The organism is Nostoc sp., from assembly GCF_036917615.1.
Taxonomy (GTDB): Bacteria; Cyanobacteriota; Cyanobacteriia; order Cyanobacteriales; family Nostocaceae; genus Nostoc.
In genome coordinates this window covers 41,695-58,854 of the sequence record NZ_JBALCZ010000091.1, presented here as the reverse complement: position 1 = coordinate 58,854, position 17,160 = coordinate 41,695, and the positions used below count along the sequence as shown (strand labels likewise).

18 protein-coding genes are annotated in these 17,160 nt (G+C 42.2%); 14 read left to right on the top strand and 4 right to left on the bottom strand.

Going from position 1 to position 17,160, the window contains the following annotated elements; translation table 11 throughout:
• The first annotated feature begins 23 nt into the window (after positions 1-23).
• The 8 genes from V7K85_RS33140 (at position 24) to V7K85_RS33105 (ending at position 7,585) form a co-directional block, all read left to right on the top strand.
• A complete protein-coding gene (locus V7K85_RS33140) occupies positions 24-1,964 on the top strand; it encodes a CheR family methyltransferase (RefSeq protein WP_334820442.1) in 1,941 nt (646 codons plus the stop codon).
• Positions 1,945-3,849, top strand: a complete 1,905-nt coding sequence (locus V7K85_RS33135) for a PAS domain-containing hybrid sensor histidine kinase/response regulator (protein ID WP_334820440.1) — start codon at positions 1,945-1,947, stop codon at positions 3,847-3,849. Before V7K85_RS33140 ends, V7K85_RS33135 begins: the two co-directional genes overlap by 20 nt.
• A gap of 15 nt (positions 3,850-3,864) precedes the next feature.
• Positions 3,865-4,023 (top strand): hypothetical protein, encoded by a 159-nt coding sequence (locus V7K85_RS33130; protein WP_334820438.1) that lies wholly within the window; start codon positions 3,865-3,867, stop codon positions 4,021-4,023.
• Between the two features lie 51 nt (positions 4,024-4,074).
• A complete protein-coding gene (locus tag V7K85_RS33125; protein WP_334820436.1) occupies positions 4,075-4,671 on the top strand; it encodes a tRNA-(ms[2]io[6]A)-hydroxylase in 597 nt (198 codons plus the stop codon).
• Between the two features lie 18 nt (positions 4,672-4,689).
• Positions 4,690-5,094, top strand: coding sequence for a VOC family protein (locus V7K85_RS33120; RefSeq protein ID WP_334820434.1), 405 nt, complete (start codon positions 4,690-4,692; stop codon positions 5,092-5,094).
• A 637-nt stretch (positions 5,095-5,731) separates the two neighbouring features.
• Positions 5,732-6,220, top strand: coding sequence for a GNAT family N-acetyltransferase (locus V7K85_RS33115; RefSeq protein ID WP_334820432.1), 489 nt, complete (start codon positions 5,732-5,734; stop codon positions 6,218-6,220).
• A 145-nt stretch (positions 6,221-6,365) separates the two neighbouring features.
• Positions 6,366-7,043: a ComF family protein gene (locus tag V7K85_RS33110; protein WP_334820430.1), complete on the top strand. Its 678-nt coding sequence runs from the start codon at positions 6,366-6,368 to the stop codon at positions 7,041-7,043.
• An 86-nt stretch (positions 7,044-7,129) separates the two neighbouring features.
• Positions 7,130-7,585 (top strand): PPC domain-containing protein, encoded by a 456-nt coding sequence (locus V7K85_RS33105; RefSeq protein ID WP_334820428.1) that lies wholly within the window; start codon positions 7,130-7,132, stop codon positions 7,583-7,585.
• A gap of 206 nt (positions 7,586-7,791) precedes the next feature.
• On the opposite strand, the gene cobS is transcribed toward V7K85_RS33105, so the two are convergent.
• Positions 7,792-8,565 carry an adenosylcobinamide-GDP ribazoletransferase gene (cobS, locus tag V7K85_RS33100; RefSeq protein WP_334820426.1) on the bottom strand — a complete coding sequence of 258 codons (774 nt, stop codon included), beginning with the start codon at positions 8,563-8,565 and terminating at the stop codon, positions 7,792-7,794.
• Positions 8,566-9,113: 548 nt separating this feature from the next.
• Between cobS and V7K85_RS33095 the strand changes: the two genes are divergently transcribed.
• The 6 genes from V7K85_RS33095 to psbM all read left to right on the top strand — a co-directional run bounded on the left by V7K85_RS33095 (position 9,114) and on the right by psbM (position 12,708).
• Positions 9,114-9,266, top strand: a complete 153-nt coding sequence (locus V7K85_RS33095) for a hypothetical protein (RefSeq protein ID WP_334820424.1) — start codon at positions 9,114-9,116, stop codon at positions 9,264-9,266.
• A gap of 164 nt (positions 9,267-9,430) precedes the next feature.
• Positions 9,431-9,883, top strand: a complete 453-nt coding sequence (locus V7K85_RS33090) for a hypothetical protein (RefSeq protein ID WP_322676276.1) — start codon at positions 9,431-9,433, stop codon at positions 9,881-9,883.
• A gap of 578 nt (positions 9,884-10,461) precedes the next feature.
• Positions 10,462-11,595, top strand: coding sequence for a tRNA guanosine(34) transglycosylase Tgt (gene tgt / locus V7K85_RS33085; RefSeq protein ID WP_334820830.1), 1,134 nt, complete (start codon positions 10,462-10,464; stop codon positions 11,593-11,595).
• Between the two features lie 128 nt (positions 11,596-11,723).
• Positions 11,724-11,861 (top strand): photosystem II reaction center protein K, encoded by a 138-nt coding sequence (locus tag V7K85_RS33080; protein WP_006195022.1) that lies wholly within the window; start codon positions 11,724-11,726, stop codon positions 11,859-11,861.
• Positions 11,862-12,045: 184 nt separating this feature from the next.
• Entirely contained in the window at positions 12,046-12,342 is a 297-nt protein-coding gene (locus tag V7K85_RS33075) for a 2Fe-2S iron-sulfur cluster-binding protein (RefSeq protein WP_334820422.1), read from the top strand.
• 249 nt (positions 12,343-12,591) lie between these two features.
• Positions 12,592-12,708: a photosystem II reaction center protein PsbM gene (gene psbM, locus V7K85_RS33070; RefSeq protein ID WP_334820420.1), complete on the top strand. Its 117-nt coding sequence runs from the start codon at positions 12,592-12,594 to the stop codon at positions 12,706-12,708.
• 80 nt (positions 12,709-12,788) lie between these two features.
• Here psbM and V7K85_RS33065 read toward each other — a convergent pair whose 3' ends face one another.
• The 3 genes from V7K85_RS33065 to V7K85_RS33055 all read right to left on the bottom strand — a co-directional run bounded on the left by V7K85_RS33065 (position 12,789) and on the right by V7K85_RS33055 (position 16,757).
• A complete protein-coding gene (locus V7K85_RS33065) occupies positions 12,789-13,640 on the bottom strand; it encodes a universal stress protein (RefSeq protein ID WP_334820418.1) in 852 nt (283 codons plus the stop codon).
• A gap of 590 nt (positions 13,641-14,230) precedes the next feature.
• Positions 14,231-14,794, bottom strand: a complete 564-nt coding sequence (locus V7K85_RS33060; RefSeq protein ID WP_334820416.1) for a pentapeptide repeat-containing protein — start codon at positions 14,792-14,794, stop codon at positions 14,231-14,233.
• A gap of 391 nt (positions 14,795-15,185) precedes the next feature.
• Positions 15,186-16,757, bottom strand: a complete 1,572-nt coding sequence (locus V7K85_RS33055; RefSeq protein ID WP_334820828.1) for an alkaline phosphatase D family protein — start codon at positions 16,755-16,757, stop codon at positions 15,186-15,188.
• Positions 16,758-17,160: the final 403 nt, after the last annotated feature.

The window sequence follows — 17,160 nt, the reverse complement described above, 5'->3', positions numbered from 1 at the left end:
CTCGACCTCCTACCCCCTGCCTTATGACATCCTCAGAAAAAGATCCCGAATTTGAAAATCTATTGATTTATCTTAGACAAAGCCGGGGATTTGATTTTACAGGCTATAAGCGTTCGACTTTGATGCGCCGGGTATTCAAGCGGATGCAGTCATTGACCATAGAGAACTTTGTAGATTATCTAGACTACCTAGAAGTTTATCCAGAAGAATTCAATAATCTCTTCAACACCATCCTAATTAACGTTACCGCTTTTTTTCGAGATTCATCAGCTTGGGAATATCTAGCCGAGCAAATATTGCCTAATCTAATTAGAAATAAAAAAGCTTCTGACCCAATCCGCATGTGGAGCGCTGGCTGTGCCTCCGGGGACGAAGCTTATACCTTAGCGATAGTGATGGCTGAAATATTGGGAGTAGAGGAATTTCGCCAACGGGTGAAAATCTACGCCACAGATATAGATGAAGATGCTCTCAACGAGGCACGTCTTGCTACGTATTCAGCAAAAGATGTCCAGGCGATGCCAGATGAACTGCGGGAAAAATACTTTGAGCTTGTCGGTAACCGCTATGTTTTCCGCTCAGACTTGCGGCGCTCAGTGATTTTTGGCCGTCACGATCTGTTTCAGGATGCGCCGATTTCGCGCTTAGATTTGCTGGTCAGCCGCAATACCATGATGTATTTTAATTCTGAAGCTCAAGGGCGAATTTTGGCCCGGTTTCATTTTGCACTCAATGATACTGGCTATCTGTTTTTGGGGAAAGCAGAGATGCTGTTGATCCATTCTAGTCTGTTTACAGCAGTGGACTTGAAAAACCGAATCTTTACTAAGCTATCGTCTGTAAATATACGCGACCGCATGCTGGTTATGGCAAATTCAGTAGATGATGAATCTAGCAGCCGTTTGTCTCGACACATCCGGCTGCGAGAGATGGGTTTCGACTCAGCATTAGTCGCCCAAGTCGTGATTGATATCACTGGCACTCTGGTAATGATCAACGAGCACGCGCGGACTATGTTCGCCCTTTCCCCCAAAGATTTAGCTCGTCCCTTCCAGGATCTAGAACTTTCCTATCGACCAATTGAATTGCGATCGCTAATTGAGCGGGCTTATACCGAACGCCGCCCGATCACCTTGACAAATGTAGAGCGCTATTTGCCCAACATAGAAACCCAATATTTGGATTTGCAGATTACGCCTTTACAAGACACTGACAGCAGTTTATTAGGTGTCAGCATCGCTTTTTATAATGTCACCCGTTACATTAGACTCCAAGAGGCGTTGCAACGCTCCCGACAAGAATTAGAAACCACCAACGAAGAACTGCAATCTACTAATGAAGAATTAGAAACCACCAACGAAGAACTTCAATCTACCAATGAAGAATTAGAAACTACCAACGAAGAATTGCAATCCACCAACGAAGAATTGGAGACGATGAATGAAGAACTCCAATCTACTAATGAAGAATTACAGACAATTAATAGCGAACTGAACGATCGCACCATCGAACTCAATCGTACAAACATTTTCCTTGTCTCTATTCTCAGAAGTCTCCAAACTGGAATAGTGGTAATTGACAACAGCTTTAATATCTCAATTTGGAATTACATGGCAGAAGATTTATGGGGCTTGCGAACTAATGAAGTTCTAGGACAGTCTTTCTTGGGCCTAGACATTGGGCTACCCGTCGAGCAGTTGCGATCGCCCATTCGCGACTCCCTAAACGGAAAAAAACAGTTTCAAGAAATAATCCTCGATGCTACCAATCGTCGGGGTAGGGAAATAAAATGTTACGTGGCAATCACTCCCCTGTTTGGTATTGAAATGCAGGGAGCAATTTTACTGATGGCAGATGTAGCTAAAGTTACCAGTATGATTTCTAGTCAAGATATAGAGGAACGGCATCTGGAAAGAGAAAAGCAATCATCAAAGAAGAGTCCAAATGACCAAGGAAAATTTTAAACAAGCCATTGTCGAGGCGCATCAGCGACTAGAAAACCTCTTGCAGCTTGCAAGCCTTGCGACGGAGCAATCCATAGAAGAGGATTATCCTATAGAGTTTTTGCAACAAGCGATCGCCGAAATTTCGATTTTTTTGGAAGAGTTACACCAACAAAATGAGGAATTAATCATTACACGCCATTTGGTAGAAGCAGAACGCCAACGTTATCACGATTTATTTAACTTTGCCCCAGATGGTTACTTGGTTACAGATATTACTGGAATTATCCAGGAAGCTAACTATGCTGCGGCTAACTTATTGAATGTGCGCCAGTCTTACCTGATTGGTAAACCAATGTCTGTGTTTGTGGATCAGACACAACGGCGGAAATTTCGTAAAATAATCCTACAATTGCAACAGCAGGGGCAAATCAAAACAGAAGAGTTACGGTTTTTTCATAATCAAGGAAGTATAGACTTTCCGGCAGAACTAACTGCGATCGCTCTTGAAGATAGTCAGGGTAAAACAGTCAGTTTGCGCTGGCTACTCAGAGATATCAGCGATCGTCACCAGACAGAACAGAAAATTCGTGAACAAGCTGCCCTACTAAATATCACAACAGACGCAATGATCCTACAGGATTTGGACAACCAAATCTTATTCTGGAACCAAGGCGCAGAGAATATGTACGGCTGGAAAGTTAAGGAAGCTCAAGGAAACAACGCCTGGGAACTTTTATTTAAAGAAACCTCACCTCTACTTTGGGCGGCTCTGAAAACTGTGATTGAGCGGGGAACGTGGCAGGGAGAGTTGCATAAATTTACAAAATATGGCAAGGAACTAATCATTGCCAGCCGGTGGACGTTGATGTTCGATGCCGTAGACTTGCCTAAATCAATCTTGATCATTGACACCGATATCACCGAGAAAAAACAACTCGAAACCCAGCAGCTGCGTAGTCAACGCTTAGAAAGCTTAGGCACTCTCGCCAGCGGTATTGCTCACGACCTCAACAATATTCTCACCCCAATGATGACAGTTGCTCAACTGCTGCCCCTCAAATATCCCGATCTGGATGATATTTCGCTGCAAATGCTGAAGATCCTCGAAACCAATGCCAAACGGGGTGGTGATTTGGTGCGGCAAATTTTGTCATTTACCCGTGGTTTTGAAAGAAAACCCACAATCGTCCTAGTAACGCAACTGATAGAAGACATTAAACAGATAGTCCAACAGACATTCCCCAAACTGATCAAGATCAACACAGACATACCGCAAAATATCGGGATTGTTGTTGCAGACAGCACCGAACTGCATCAGGTGTTGATGAACCTAGCAGTGAATGCTCGTGATGCCATGCCCAATGGCGGTAAACTCACTATTTCTGCCACTAAGCTGTTTATCGATGAAAACTATGCCAGGATGCACATTGGGGCAACAGTTAATTCCTATGTGAGAATTACAGTTGCTGATACTGGAGTTGGCATTCACCCAGAAATTATTGATCGGATTTTTGATCCCTTTTTCACCACCAAAGAAGTGGGTAAGGGTACAGGACTAGGTTTATCTACATTAATGGGCATCATCAACAGCCACGGCGGTTTTGTGGAAGTAGCCAGTCAGGTAGGAATTGGGACTAAATTCCAAGTATATTTGCCAAGCAAGGAGGGCAGCACTTCTCAAGTAATAGATGAGATAGAACTGCCAACAGGTCAAGGAGAATTAATTTTAGTTGCCGATGATGAAGTAGCGATCACTCAGGTTACTAAAACCACACTGGAAATGTATAACTACAAGGTATTGACTGCCCAAAATGGAATTGAGGCCCTTGCCCTCTACAACCAGTACAAAAATGAAATTAGGCTGGTGCTGATCGATATCATAATGCCGTTAATGGATGGGTAAACAGCCATCCGCACCTTGCAAATCATCAACCCGCAAGTGCAAATTCTTGCCATGAGTGGATTAGCTACGGCTGAGGCATTAGTACAAACTAAGGGTATTAATATCCAAGGCTTTTTAGCGAAACCCTTCACCGCCAATCAATTATTGAACTTTGTCCAAAAAATCTTCCGTTAAAATCTATTTGCTAAACTATTTAACTAAATTAAAATTCTGGAGTTTTGTAATGTGTTTATTCAGTTACCGACTATCAACGCCCTGAAACAGCCCACTAGCTCTGCTTGGGTTGAACAAGCGATTGCTAACTTAGACATCATCTTACTCGACCACTCCCACTGTGAACGCAAAGCAGCAGGCGTGGCCTTGAACATGATGTTTCGCTACCCTTCCAATACTAAAATGGTTCGGGAACTGACTGCGATCGCCCGCGAAGAACTAGAACACTTTGAGCTAGTTAACCAATGGTTAGAACGCCGGAATATTCCCCTAGCTCCCTTACCACCCCCTCCCTATGGTGCTCTTTTAAAAGCTCAAGTCCGCCCCAAAGAACCTGAGCGATTTCTGGATTCCTTACTAGTCACTGGTTTAATTGAAGCTCGCTCTCATGAACGCCTGGGACTATTAGCTACTCACTGTCCAGAGCCAGAGTTAGCAAAATTTTATCGTGGGTTAATGGCATCCGAAGCGCGTCACTACGGTATATATTGGGTTTTAGCTGCTACTTACTTCGACAAAGAAATTGTCATGCAACGGCTTGATGAATTAGCAATTGTTGAAAGTGAGTTGCTGGCGACTTTGCACCCAGAACCTAGAATTCACAGTTAGTAGACTAAGGCAACAGATATGAAGCTTCAGTTAACACACCTGAGACTGCTTGTCTCCAACTACAAAGATTCTTTTCTGTTCTACCGGGATCTGCTGAAATTTGATGTCGATTGGGGCGATGAAGATAGCGGATATGCTGAGTTTAATACCGGATATCTCAAGCTGGGTTTGTTCAAAAAAGAATTAATGGCCCAAGTAGTCCCAAGAATCGAACAGCCTTCATATGTTGTCAACCGAGATAAAATTGTCTTGATTTTCGCAGTCGATAACGTGGATGAGGTCTATGAGCAAGTAAAAGATCAGAATGCAAACGTTGTGACTCAACCAGAAGATCGCCCAGAATGGGGAATTCGCACAGCTCATTTTCGCGATCCTGATGGCAATCTCATCGAAATCTACAATAATCTAGGAATTGTCAGTTAAAAGTTTGCTGCTAACAACTATTCAATATCTGAACCACAAACTTGGCTCTAAGCTCGACTTTATCCAAAATCAAGAACGAGGTTTTCTTCATCCGGCAAAAAACCTGGCTTTTTGGCAAATACTTCTTCTACGTCACAGATTATCAATAAGTTAAAAAAGTAAAACTACCGTCACACAATTGTTTCAGCGATAGTGTAGACGCTTTTTAGCGGCTTGCCGCAGGCATCGCGTTGCAAAAAAATGGATAAAGTTGAGTATAATCTCTGGGAATGTTTTTTAATAATGATAATCAACGGCAGGGGATAAGACAAATATCGTTTGTCTTATCCCTTTTTTATCAACAGTTATTTAAGTATATTAACTGACTGATAAAAAACATATTGTCTTAATCATATCACGATTGGTGAAAAATTAGAAGTGCAAAAACTCGATTCCTGGCAAGAATACACCTGATTATGCGTTGAGCATGTAGATGTAGAGCCAATTTATTTGGTAAAGATGACTTTTTTCAGCACTGGTACAATTGACACCTTGAGAGTACCGTCTGAAATCGACTCTGCAAGAATTGCTATTTGCTAGGTAAATTGGGATATAGATGCGGAAAAATTTTCTGTGTAAACTTGACCAGCAAATGGTAATGAAGAACTATTATCAAGATTTTTTAATCCGTGATTGGGTGGAAAGCGATCGCACAAGAGCCGCCGAAGTCATCAGTTATGTATTATCAGAATACGGTCTAGGTTGGGAACCCAAGGTTGCTGACCGAGATGTGCTGCGAGTAGAGGAATGTTATTTAGCTACGGGGGGAGAGTTTTGGGTAATTGAACACCAAAGCCAGTTAGTAGGTACTGGAGCATACTACCCGATACACCGAGGTAAAAAAGCTGTAGAAATCCGCAAAATGTATCTTTTGCCCAGCATTAGGGGTTTGGGACTAGGGAAATATTTGTTACAACAGCTAGAAGCAGCGATCGCAGAGCGTGGATTTGGGCAAATTTGGATTGAAACCGCCAGCGTTTTGGTGGAAGCAGTCAAGCTATATGAAAGCAATGGCTACACTCCAGCCACAGGAGTAGAAACAACAAGGTGCGATCGCGTGTATGTTAAATTACTGCACAACACTTAAGGGTTATGAGTTATAAAGTTTAAATTCTTAACTCCTAACTCTGTCAATTTTAGATTTTGAATTTTGGATTTTGGATTGAAGAAAAAATCTAAAATCTAAAATCTAAAATCCAAAATTGAATGACTCCTAACTCCTAACTCTTAAAATGCACACTTGGATTCAAAATCTCACAGGCTTACTCAATCTTTTTCTCCAATCCCATTGCCCCCTGTGTCAACGCGCAACTTCCCAAGAATTTTGTCACAATTGCACCAGACAACTGCAAAAATGTCAACGTAAAGACCCGATTTCTCTATGGCAAGAGCCAATACCAGTGTTTGGCTGGGGGGAGTATGGTGGCCCGGTGAAACGGGCGATCGCGGCGATGAAATACGAAAATCAACCCCAAATAGCTCGTCCTTTGGGTCAATGGTTAGGAGAAGCATGGTTGTTAAATTCACCGAGGCGAGATAGCCAGCCTGTGGTAGTTCCGATCCCACTCCACGCTAGCAAGCAAAAGCAACGTAAATACAATCAAGCTGCACTGATAGCACAAAGCTTCTGCGAAATCACTGGATTAAAATTGAAACTAAACGGTTTAGCAAGAGTGCGAGAAACTGAAGCGCAGTTTGGTTTGTCGGTATCTAAACGAGAAAAAAACTTGGACAAAGCTTTTGCTGTTGGTCAAGAATTTCGCGATCGTCCCCCAAATGTCCCAGTGCTGTTAGTGGACGACATTTATACTACTGGTGCTACTGCCAGGTCTGCTGTGCAAACACTTCGTCAGTATGGAATTGTGGTCTTAGGATTAGTAGCTGTAGCCACTACCGTCAAAGACGGATAAATCAAGAGATAATGGCAAGCTTTGGCTTAAAAGTGGATAAATTGACCAATTTACGCTATTTTTGTAGAAAAATTCCTTGAAGTGTTATGAATAAAGTTTTTGCGGCGGGTTTAAAACAACTCATGATCATTCCTGCCACATTGCTGGCAATAAGTATAAGTACAAGTGCAGCTTTTGCTCAAAATAAGTTGTATAGTCCAATCCCTTTATCTAACAGTACTGAAATTAATGATACCCTCTCAGACAAAGACATTCCTACAGGTCAAGGTGGGTTTGCCCGTGATTACACAGTGAAGTTACAGAAGGGCGATAATTTAGCAGTTGACCTGTCATCTGAAAACTTTGACAGCATCGTCACACTACTGGCACCTGATGGATCGACTGTCGCAGAAAATGATGATGGCCCTGATGGTAGTAGCAATTCCCTACTATTTACTCGCATCGTAGAGACAGGGAATTATGTTATTCGTGTCCGGTCTTTTGGAGAAACTGGGGTTGGGGCTTTTAAACTCAAAGTTACAAAGTTGCAACCGATTAAATGAAGTAGTCATTAGTCATTAGTCATTAGTCATTAGTCATTAGTCATTAGTCATTAGTCATTAGTCATTGGGCATTAGGCATTGGGCATTGGGCATTGGGCATTGGGCATTAGGCATTAGGCATTGGGCATTGGGCATTGATTATTCTCCTTGTCCCCCTGCTCCCCCTGCTCCCCCTGCTCTCCCTGCTCTCCCTGCTCCCTCATTTCTTAAAAAACGGTCAGCACGCAGAGAAATAAGGCTTCAGTCCACTCGACGACTGCGCCGTAGGTATCTCCAGTGTGTCCGCCTAATTTGTGGTTGAACCACGCACCAGTTAAAGTAGCGATCGCACTTCCAACAAGTATCATTGCCAGTGCGAGAAATAGCTGCTGTTTATCTATCAGCACAAGTAAACCACTCAAACCAAACAACAACAACAATCCTGGTAACAAATCTTTGTAAGAACGAATGGCGTGTTTGTGAAATGCACCTTTGCCAGTTGGTTTTAGATAAGGGTATCGCGCGATCGCTAGCTGTTGTCCCCAACGTCCCCACCCACAAGCAGCCATCAGCAATAACCAACGGTTTTCTGGCATATCTGTCAAGGCGGTTATTTTCAGGATCACCAAGGCGATCGCTGCCATTGCCCCAAAGGCACCTGTGGCACTATCTGCCATCACCTCTAGTCGCCGATCTGGGTCGCCCACTGCCAAACCATCGGCAGTATCCATTGCCCCATCTAAGTGCAGTCCTCCAGTTATGGCAATCCAAATACTTACTACCAAACCACTACGAGTTAACACGGGTATACCAATATAATCCATCCCCGTATCTAGCAACCCTAAAATTCCCCCAATTATCAACCCGACAAGCGAAGCAAGACGTGCCACTCCCCGAAAGTCCAATCCGTTCAAATACGGTAGTGGAATAACAGTATAAAATATAATACTAGCTGCCAGCTTTAACAGCAGCTTTTTCCACCACTGTTGCTGTTTTTTCATCAGAATTACATTAATATTTGGTAAATTACTGGATAATAATCTTGATTTCCGTGTAACCGCCATGAGCAGACTTTAAAACTTTAAATAAGATTTACTTCCATTAGACATTCCCCTTGAAAATTTTGTTATGCTGGTCTAAGTGGTAATTAAATAATTTCAAGTACTTTTATATACAAAAAATCAGCGATTTAGAAAGTTAAAATTCCATCAGGGAGTAAAATTTGTGTTTTGTATTAGTTAACTAAAAACTTACTCCAAATTATCAGAATGTTGCTTGAAAATCCTGAATAATCATAAAAACCCAAAAAGTTTTTACTCTTTAAACGTCTTCTAAGTCGGCGATGAAAACCATAGAAGAGGATTTATTCTCCAGTAACATTGATGCTATGATACGCAAAGCAGGTGGGGTAATCAACCTGTTTAAAAACCCTAGCAACCTAAACGGTTAACGCTGTACCTTCTCTATCGAGACGTTGCGCGAAGACAATTAAAGATATGGGGTTCTATTCCATAGTTCTAGTTATTACCCAGGAATAGGTAAAATCTTTATGGGGACTAGACAAACAGGTTTTAAACTCAAACAAATTTTGGAGTCATCCAACTACGGTAGGGCATATCGAAAGTTAAAGCTTCTCTACGAGACGCTGCGCCAAGAGAAGAGAACCACCTCTGGGTTAGATACCGCAAGGAAGCTAAACTAAGTGGACTCGTTGAACCAAGCATCTCCACGTCTTTAGACCGGAGAGTGTCAATAGACGATTGCCCCACAAAATTGATATTTTTTAAATGTAGGGAGTAAACAAGCTATTCAATTATGACAGTTTAGCTATGTTGTCGCTCTCCTTAGCTCAATCGCTATTTTCCTATGAGTCACCATCTACCCGACACCAGGATACCAGCTCCGTGCATTATTAACACGGGCATCATTGTAAATAAGCTTGACATCCGGCGATTGCTGGCAGATTTAGGTCGAGTCCACTACATCTACACCCAAGAAGATAAGGTACTGAGCGAGGGTGAAGGGGATGTGATGGAAGTTTTTGCCAATCCGCAAAGGTCTACCTTAGTGGCTAACCACGCGCTATATCTGAATGTTTGTAGTTTTGATTACTTGGAACTCAAACAGTCGTCGCAACAAGAAACCTATTTCGATTTGATGCAAGAAGGAGTGTGTCTGCGGTTGATTCCCCGCTCAACCCCCCTACAAGAGCGACGAGAGCGAAGCTTCAATGTCAGCGCCATAGAAGCGATGATGGAGCAAGTACTCTCAGCCAGGTGGGATGCAGAAATTGACGATGACTGTTCTGATTCTTTCTAAGTAATAATTATTACGTTAAGAAGCAATTATGTGGGAAAATTTACAAGTATGTGATTGCGAGTCAAACGGAGTGTAACCTACTACTAGGTCGAAGCAAGCTACGCAAAGCGTCTCTAAGAGTTGCAATCACACGGACTTTGACGGTTTTACATTTTGATTACATAATTAGGTTAATTCGTGCCTACCTACTTACTCGTAAAGTTGCTAACTAGGTTACTAGTGATTGCTTAAGTGTTCACTAAAACTCAATTACCAGTTTTTATGTTTGTCCATAATTTAGCCAAATAGCCAAATAATATTAATTTTGCCTTAATACCATTTGGTTTTATGGCTGCTAGTTATGGATTTCTGAAACTCTTTATCGATTAGCGTTTCACAATCCAAAATCTGTCTTGAAAAGCTTTGAGCGGATAGCGCAGCGTAAAGCCTTCTCTACCAAAGGTTGCGCCAACGGCATAGCTTCTCTACGAGACGCTGTTCGCGTAGCTTGCTTCCCCGCAGGGGTACGCTTAGAGCGAGTCCGCAAGCGTCGGAAACCTCCGCTCAAACTTTTCGCAAAATCTAAAATCGCAAATGGCATGAGTGCGAATTTTTCCTTTGAATGTCTTGCTTGCTGTAGTCAAACAAAAGCTAGAGCAGGAGTGTTTTTCACTCCTCACGGTGTTGTAGAAACCCCCAGATTTATGCCAGTGGGAACGCTGGCGAATGTCAAAACTCTTACCCCATCTCAGCTACGAGATACTGGGGCACAAATGATCTTATCGAATACTTATCATCTTCACCTACAACCAGGAGAAGCGATCGTGGCTGGGGGTGGTGGGTTGCACAAATTTATGGGTTGGAACGGGCCGATGCTCACAGATTCGGGTGGGTTTCAGGTGTTCAGCTTAAGCGAGATGCGAAAAATTACTGAAGAAGGCGTGACTTTTCGCTCACCCCATGATGGACAAATTATTAACTTAACACCAGAGCGCTCCATTGAAATTCAAAATACTTTGGGGGCAGATGTGATTATGGCATTTGATGAGTGTCCGCCCTACCCAGCGACTCGCCAAGAGGTAGAAACTGCAACTGAGCGCACTTACCGCTGGTTAGAACGCTGCATAACGGCTCATCAACGCAGTGAGCAGGCTTTGTTTGGGATTGTGCAGGGGGGTGTGTATTTGGATTTACGTTGCCATGCGGCTGAAGCTTTGGCTAAGTTAGATTTGCCCGGATATGCTATTGGTGGCGTCAGTGTGGGAGAACCGCCAGAATTAATGGCTGAGATTGTAAAAGTCACAGCACCGCTTCTACCCCCCGAAAAACCGCGTTACTTGATGGGTGTGGGTACTTATCGGGAAATGGCGATCGCGATCGCATCTGGTGTAGATTTATTTGATTGCGTAATTCCCACACGCTGGGCGAGACATGGAACGGCAATAGTCCAGGGCGGACGCTGGAATTTAAAAAATGCTAAGTTTCGAGAAGATTTTGCCCCATTAGACGAAACTTGTCCCTGCTACACTTGTCAAAATTTTAGCCGTGCTTACGTATCTCATTTAGTGCGAGCGCAGGAAATTTTAGCTTACACCTTGTTGAGCATTCACAACATTACCGAACTAGTTCGCTTTACCCAAAAGATTAGAGAAGCAATATTGAGCGATCGCTTTGCCATAGAATTTGGTCACTGGCTCAATCAAGAAAGGGGAGATGAGGGAGATGTGGGGTAAGAAGGGCAGAGGAAACAGGGGAAGAATAATTTTTAACTCCTAACTCTTAACTCCTAACAACTGACCAAACCATGTTAAGATATCTCTCAATTATGAAAGCTATGTTGGATAGGTGGATTTAAACAAACATGGAAGCAGCACTTTTATTAGCAAAACTGCCTGAAGCTTACCAAATCTTTGATCCTTTGGTGGACGTTCTCCCAGTTATCCCCGTATTCTTCTTGTTGCTTGCTTTCGTTTGGCAAGCAGCCGTAGGATTTAGGTAAGTTAATCTATTTTTCAATTTATAGGACAGGTAGAGCACCTGTCCTATTTTTTTGTGACATCAGTTTTAGAATATTAATATTTATTAATATTTTGTAATGAATTAATATAATAAATAAGATGTGAATCAAGCCATGTCAATATGAAGCCTTGAAAGCCAAGCTTAGAGTCAAGGAGAAATCAGTTATGGGTAATATCAAATTCGTTAAAGAAAATAAAGAAGTAGTGGCGGCGGATGGTGCAAATCTCCGGCTCAAGGCGATGCAAAATGACATTGATATATATACATTAATTGGCAAGATGACGAATTGTGGTGGTAATGGTCAGTGTGGCACTTGCGTTGTCCAGATAGTCCAAGGATTAGAAAATCTTTCCCCCCGCACAGATGTAGAAAACCGGAAATTCAAGAAAAAGCCGGAAAATTACCGTCTTGCCTGTCAAACTTTAGTGAATGGCTCAGTCAGTGTAGTCACTAAGCCTTAGGTTCTCAAATCTGCCATTGCTTCAATTTGTATCGAGTCAGTAGTCAAAATACTTATACCAATTCTTTGTGAAACTGCACAAAATCAGACTTGGGGCTTAAGCTCCAAGTTCTGGAGCAACCTCACAGGTAATCAATCGGTATTACCAAAATTGAGTTTCCTAATTTTGAATTTTGAATTGGTATAACTCTGTCATCGATGATGCTATCCTAATGTTGTTGACTGGAAATTTAAGAGAGGCTTTCTTGCCATGCAAGTTAATAACCTGGGGTTCATAGCGAGCATTTTGTTCGTACTGGTTCCCGCTGTGTTTTTACTAATTCTGTACATCCAAACTGCTAGCCGCGAAAGTGGAAAAGATAGTTAAGAATTTGTGTATAAAATAAATAACCCCTGCACTACTGGTGTAGGGGTTTTTATTTATCAACCGCTAACTCTATTTTGACTTTAAGCGATTGTCCGCGCCAACAATACCGGACAAGTGGCATTGACTCGAACATAGTCAGACAAGGAAGAGCCGATAAGTCGGTCTATATCAACAAAACTCTTAGCGATTGATGGACGCCGATCTGGAGAACCGAGCAATAATAAGTCTATATTCAACTCCTCTGCCAATCGACAAATTTCTTCACCAGGTTTGCCACTACTGATATAACAACGAGATTGGATGCCCTGTTTTTCAGCTTCTGCAACTGCGGCTGCTAAAACTGGATTTTTATCTGATTTAACCTCGGTTATTTCCGATCTTTTACCGCCTAAATTTGTACTAACGTTTGCTAAAATTAACTGGCCGCCCTGAATATCTCGCAACAAGAATAGAGCCAATTTTAAGCAGTTTTTTGCTGAATCAGAGTTGTCTATTGCCACCATAATGCGCTTAATTCTTTTAACATAAATGTCATCTTTTACCAGCAACATCGGGCGAGAAGATAGTTGGAAAACATACTGACTGACTGAGTTCGATAAAATCGATTGTAGCCGCTTCAGTCCGCGTGAACCCATAATAATCAAGTCAGCGTCGATTTCATCAGCTACTTGGCAAACTACATCTTTGGGGTCGCCCTCACGCAAAATTGAAGAAACCTGGCTAGGATCTAAGTTCAAAGTTTGAATCGCATTCGCCAGAATTTTACCACCATTTTCCCATTTAGCTGTCATGGTAGTAGCAGTACTTTGTGCAGGAACAACATGCAAAATTGTAACTTTTGCAGATTGAATTGAAGGGATTTCTTTCAGGGTTTTGAGCATTTCTTCTGCGTGTCCCAATCCCGATACAGCCAGCAAAATTCTTTTGATCATCTTACATAATTTTTGTTAAGTTTACTTTTGTTTTCGCTGTTAGTACTTGACTCTGGTTAGATTTTTACCGCCTTGCTCGACAACCTAGTTAGTAACTTGGCACAAATAAACTTTGTTTTTTAGTATTTAATATTCAAATAAATGGCAAAGTATAAAAAACTCAACAAATGTTTAAGTTTCTTTGCACCTAATTACTCAAAATTCTCAACTAAACTTCAATTACTAAGCATACTCTCAATTGAGTCTGAAGAACTTAATAAATTCTGATGTTAGTTATCATTTTTAATCTATGTTCACTTTTTTTAATTAAAAGTTAGTTAAGTATTGCAAAGAAATGCCAAAATAACTCTTCAGGAAAATTGATTCAGTGTAACCTTTAACAGGCGATGTCTACGACGGGCTATGCCTACGCTTCCGGCTTGAATAGTCTACACTACTCGTGAATTTTCTTTACTCTCCGCCTTTTTTTAAATTTCTTGCAGTTTTGGTAACTCAGGCAGGATTTACTATATCCGCAAATATTAACAGAGATAAATCAACTACTTACTACTGCTCCTTTGATGGCAGGAGAAGATAATGTTGACAACCTATCACAACCAGTCAGCAATGTAGACAGGTCCAGTTTCGATACTTCCATCGGGCATGATGGTATTCCAGAAAAAAGTACCAATGTTGCCATATCTGACTTGACGGAGTTCCAACCCATTCTTGTGCATAAAACCAACAGTGTTTCTGAGGTCAGCTTCAGCCAGGTTGGTATGATTGATGATGGCTGGACCAATAGCTCCAGCCAAATTAGCCCTAGTCAATTTGGCGTAACTCAAGTCAGCACTTCGCAAATCACTACGATATAACCTAGCTTTGATCAAATTGGCACCTCGCAAATCAGCCCTACTCAAGTTACAATCATCGAGAAAGCCTTCCGAAACGTCAATTCCAACCAAGAAAGCATTGCTGAGATTAGTACCAATAAAACCGCATTGAGCCAAGTTAGCTCCAGCCAAGTTAATTCCACTGATATCGGCTCCTTCCAACAAAGAGTAGTCCCCGTAAATATAGCTAAAGCTCAGTCCAGAGAAATCCCTTTTTCCAGCAGCATAAAGCTCCAAGAACTCCTCAATGAAAGAAATTTTGGCTCCCCTATATCCATGCATATCTTAACTCCAGAATCAATTAGTATCATAATTACCGCATAAACCCTCTGGAACACCCTCCTAGCAGCCCAAACAGAGTTCAACATAAACATCTAACTCACCTTCCTCACTAGAAGTATGAGTGGTTAAAAACATTTTTAGAATTGCCTTATGGCATTTCGTCTCATGATTCAATTCGGATTGCTATAGTTCAATCTAGTTTCTCATTCTCAATATTAGTAACAATTAAAATGCGTTTGCCCTGAGAAGCTAATGAGCATTTAAGTTGCGTAAAAGCAGGGCTGAAGCCCTTACTAAAAGCGAATCATTCTGGAAAAATGAATAACGATTAGCTTATTCAAACCCCCCAGATTATATTTGGGGGGTTTGGTTGATTGCTTATGAAATTTGCTTAACTTAGATGCGCTCCTGGTTGTCCGTTTTGGACTACAAACGAAGCTAGGGTTTTGACAGAGGCATTCAAGTCAACGATGCTTGATACAACGCGGTAGTCACTTTGCCAACGTTCTGGGGTAAGTTTGCAGCGAACGTATCCCCGGTAAGCACCATCAAAGAACTTAGTATGGGGATTATTACGTAGGGCAGCTTCAGCTGGAGCGATAAATTGGGTGGGAAAATCAGAGGTAATTGAAGTTCCTACGAACTCAGTGCCTACAGTTGGTGAGTTTGAGTTGTTGAAATCAAGCTTTAGATCGTGTACCCAACTAGAATGGATGTCTCCACTAATCACCACTGGATTAGAAGGTTGACGCTGGTTGAGAAAACTCAGCAGCCGATTACGTGCAGCTACGTAGCCGTCCCACTGATCCATATTGAAGACACCTGGACCTGGATTACTATTGAAATTGTACTCGGCAAACATCACCTGTTGAGCAATGACATTCCAGCGCGATCGCGATTGGTCTAAGCCTTTTCGTAGCCACTGCTCTTGTTCTGAGCCGGTCATGGTAGCATTGGGATCAAAAGCTTGGGGGCAGCGAGGCTTAAGTCCATCATCACAAGGTTGGTTAGTGCGGTACTGCCTCGTATCTAGAACGTTGAACTCAGCTAAATTACCGAAAGTCAACCGCCGATAAAGCAGTGCCTCTGGACCCTTGGGCAGCGAAGACTGACGTAGAGGCATGTGTTCGTAGTAAGCCTGATAAGCATTAGCTCGGCGTTTCTTAAAAGCCTCTTGGGTTTGGTTATCTTCGGGGATTAAGTTGGCGTAGTTGTTGTCAACTTCATGATCATCCCAAGTGACAATCCAGGGAAAAGCCGCATGAGCAGCTTGGAGATTTGGGTCATTTTTGTAGAGGGCGTAGCGATCGCGGTAGTCGTCAAGAGTAATAATTTCTGAACTATTATGCTGGCGGGGCCCACCGGATTGTGGCCCGTATTCGTAAATGTAATCACCTAGATGAACCACAAGGTCGAGGTTTTCATCAGCCAAATGCCGATAAGCTGTATAGTACCCATTTTGCCAGTCTTGACAGGAGACAAAAGCAAAGTTCAGTTGTTGGATATAGCTATAAAATGCTGGTGCTGTGCGAGTCCGCCCAATCGGGCTAACTTCCCTACCTGCTTGAAATTGATACCAGTACCAACGATCAGGGTTTAGTCCACGGACATCAACGTGGACTGAGTGTGCTAACTCTGGTGTTGCCAGCACTGTTCCTCGATGCACCACTTGTTTCATATTTTCATCAAGGGCAACTTGCCACCGCACAGGGACATTTACGAGTGGCATTCCACCTCCAGAGAGTGGATTAGGAGCCAGTCGTGTCCAGATAACAACACCATCTGGCAAAGGATCACCAGAGGCAACACCAAGACTGAACGGATAGCCAGAAAACCTTGAGTTAGCCAATACCGGATGCCATTGGCTAGCTATTGTTAACCCCGTTAGGAATCCTGCACCCAACAAAAAACTCCGCCGTCTGCACCGATTTGCTAGCAGGCGATCGCCATCCATAAATTCCATATTCACCACTTTCCAGATGTCAATATAGTTGGCATTTAGGAGGGTCAGTTGCGAAAAGCACAAACAGTGGCTTGATTTGACTGCCAATTTTAGATTTTAGATTTTAGATTTTAGATTAAAGAACAAAGAATTATTTGGTTCATCGCCCCCAAGGGGCAAGTCAAAGGTCAAAGGTCACTCATTCAAAATTAATTAATTACTTTTGAATGAGTGACTTTTGACTTTGAGCAAAGCGAGTGTGGGCGGAACAAATCCAAAATCCAAAATCCAAAATCCAAAATTGATTGACTTGTCTCCTAATTGCTGCTCAACCAAACACAAGGAATTCTACTAACCCAGAATCAAGCAGAAATTAAGATTTTGTTAAGTTTAAGATGGGATTGGGGCACTTGTACTGAGCTTG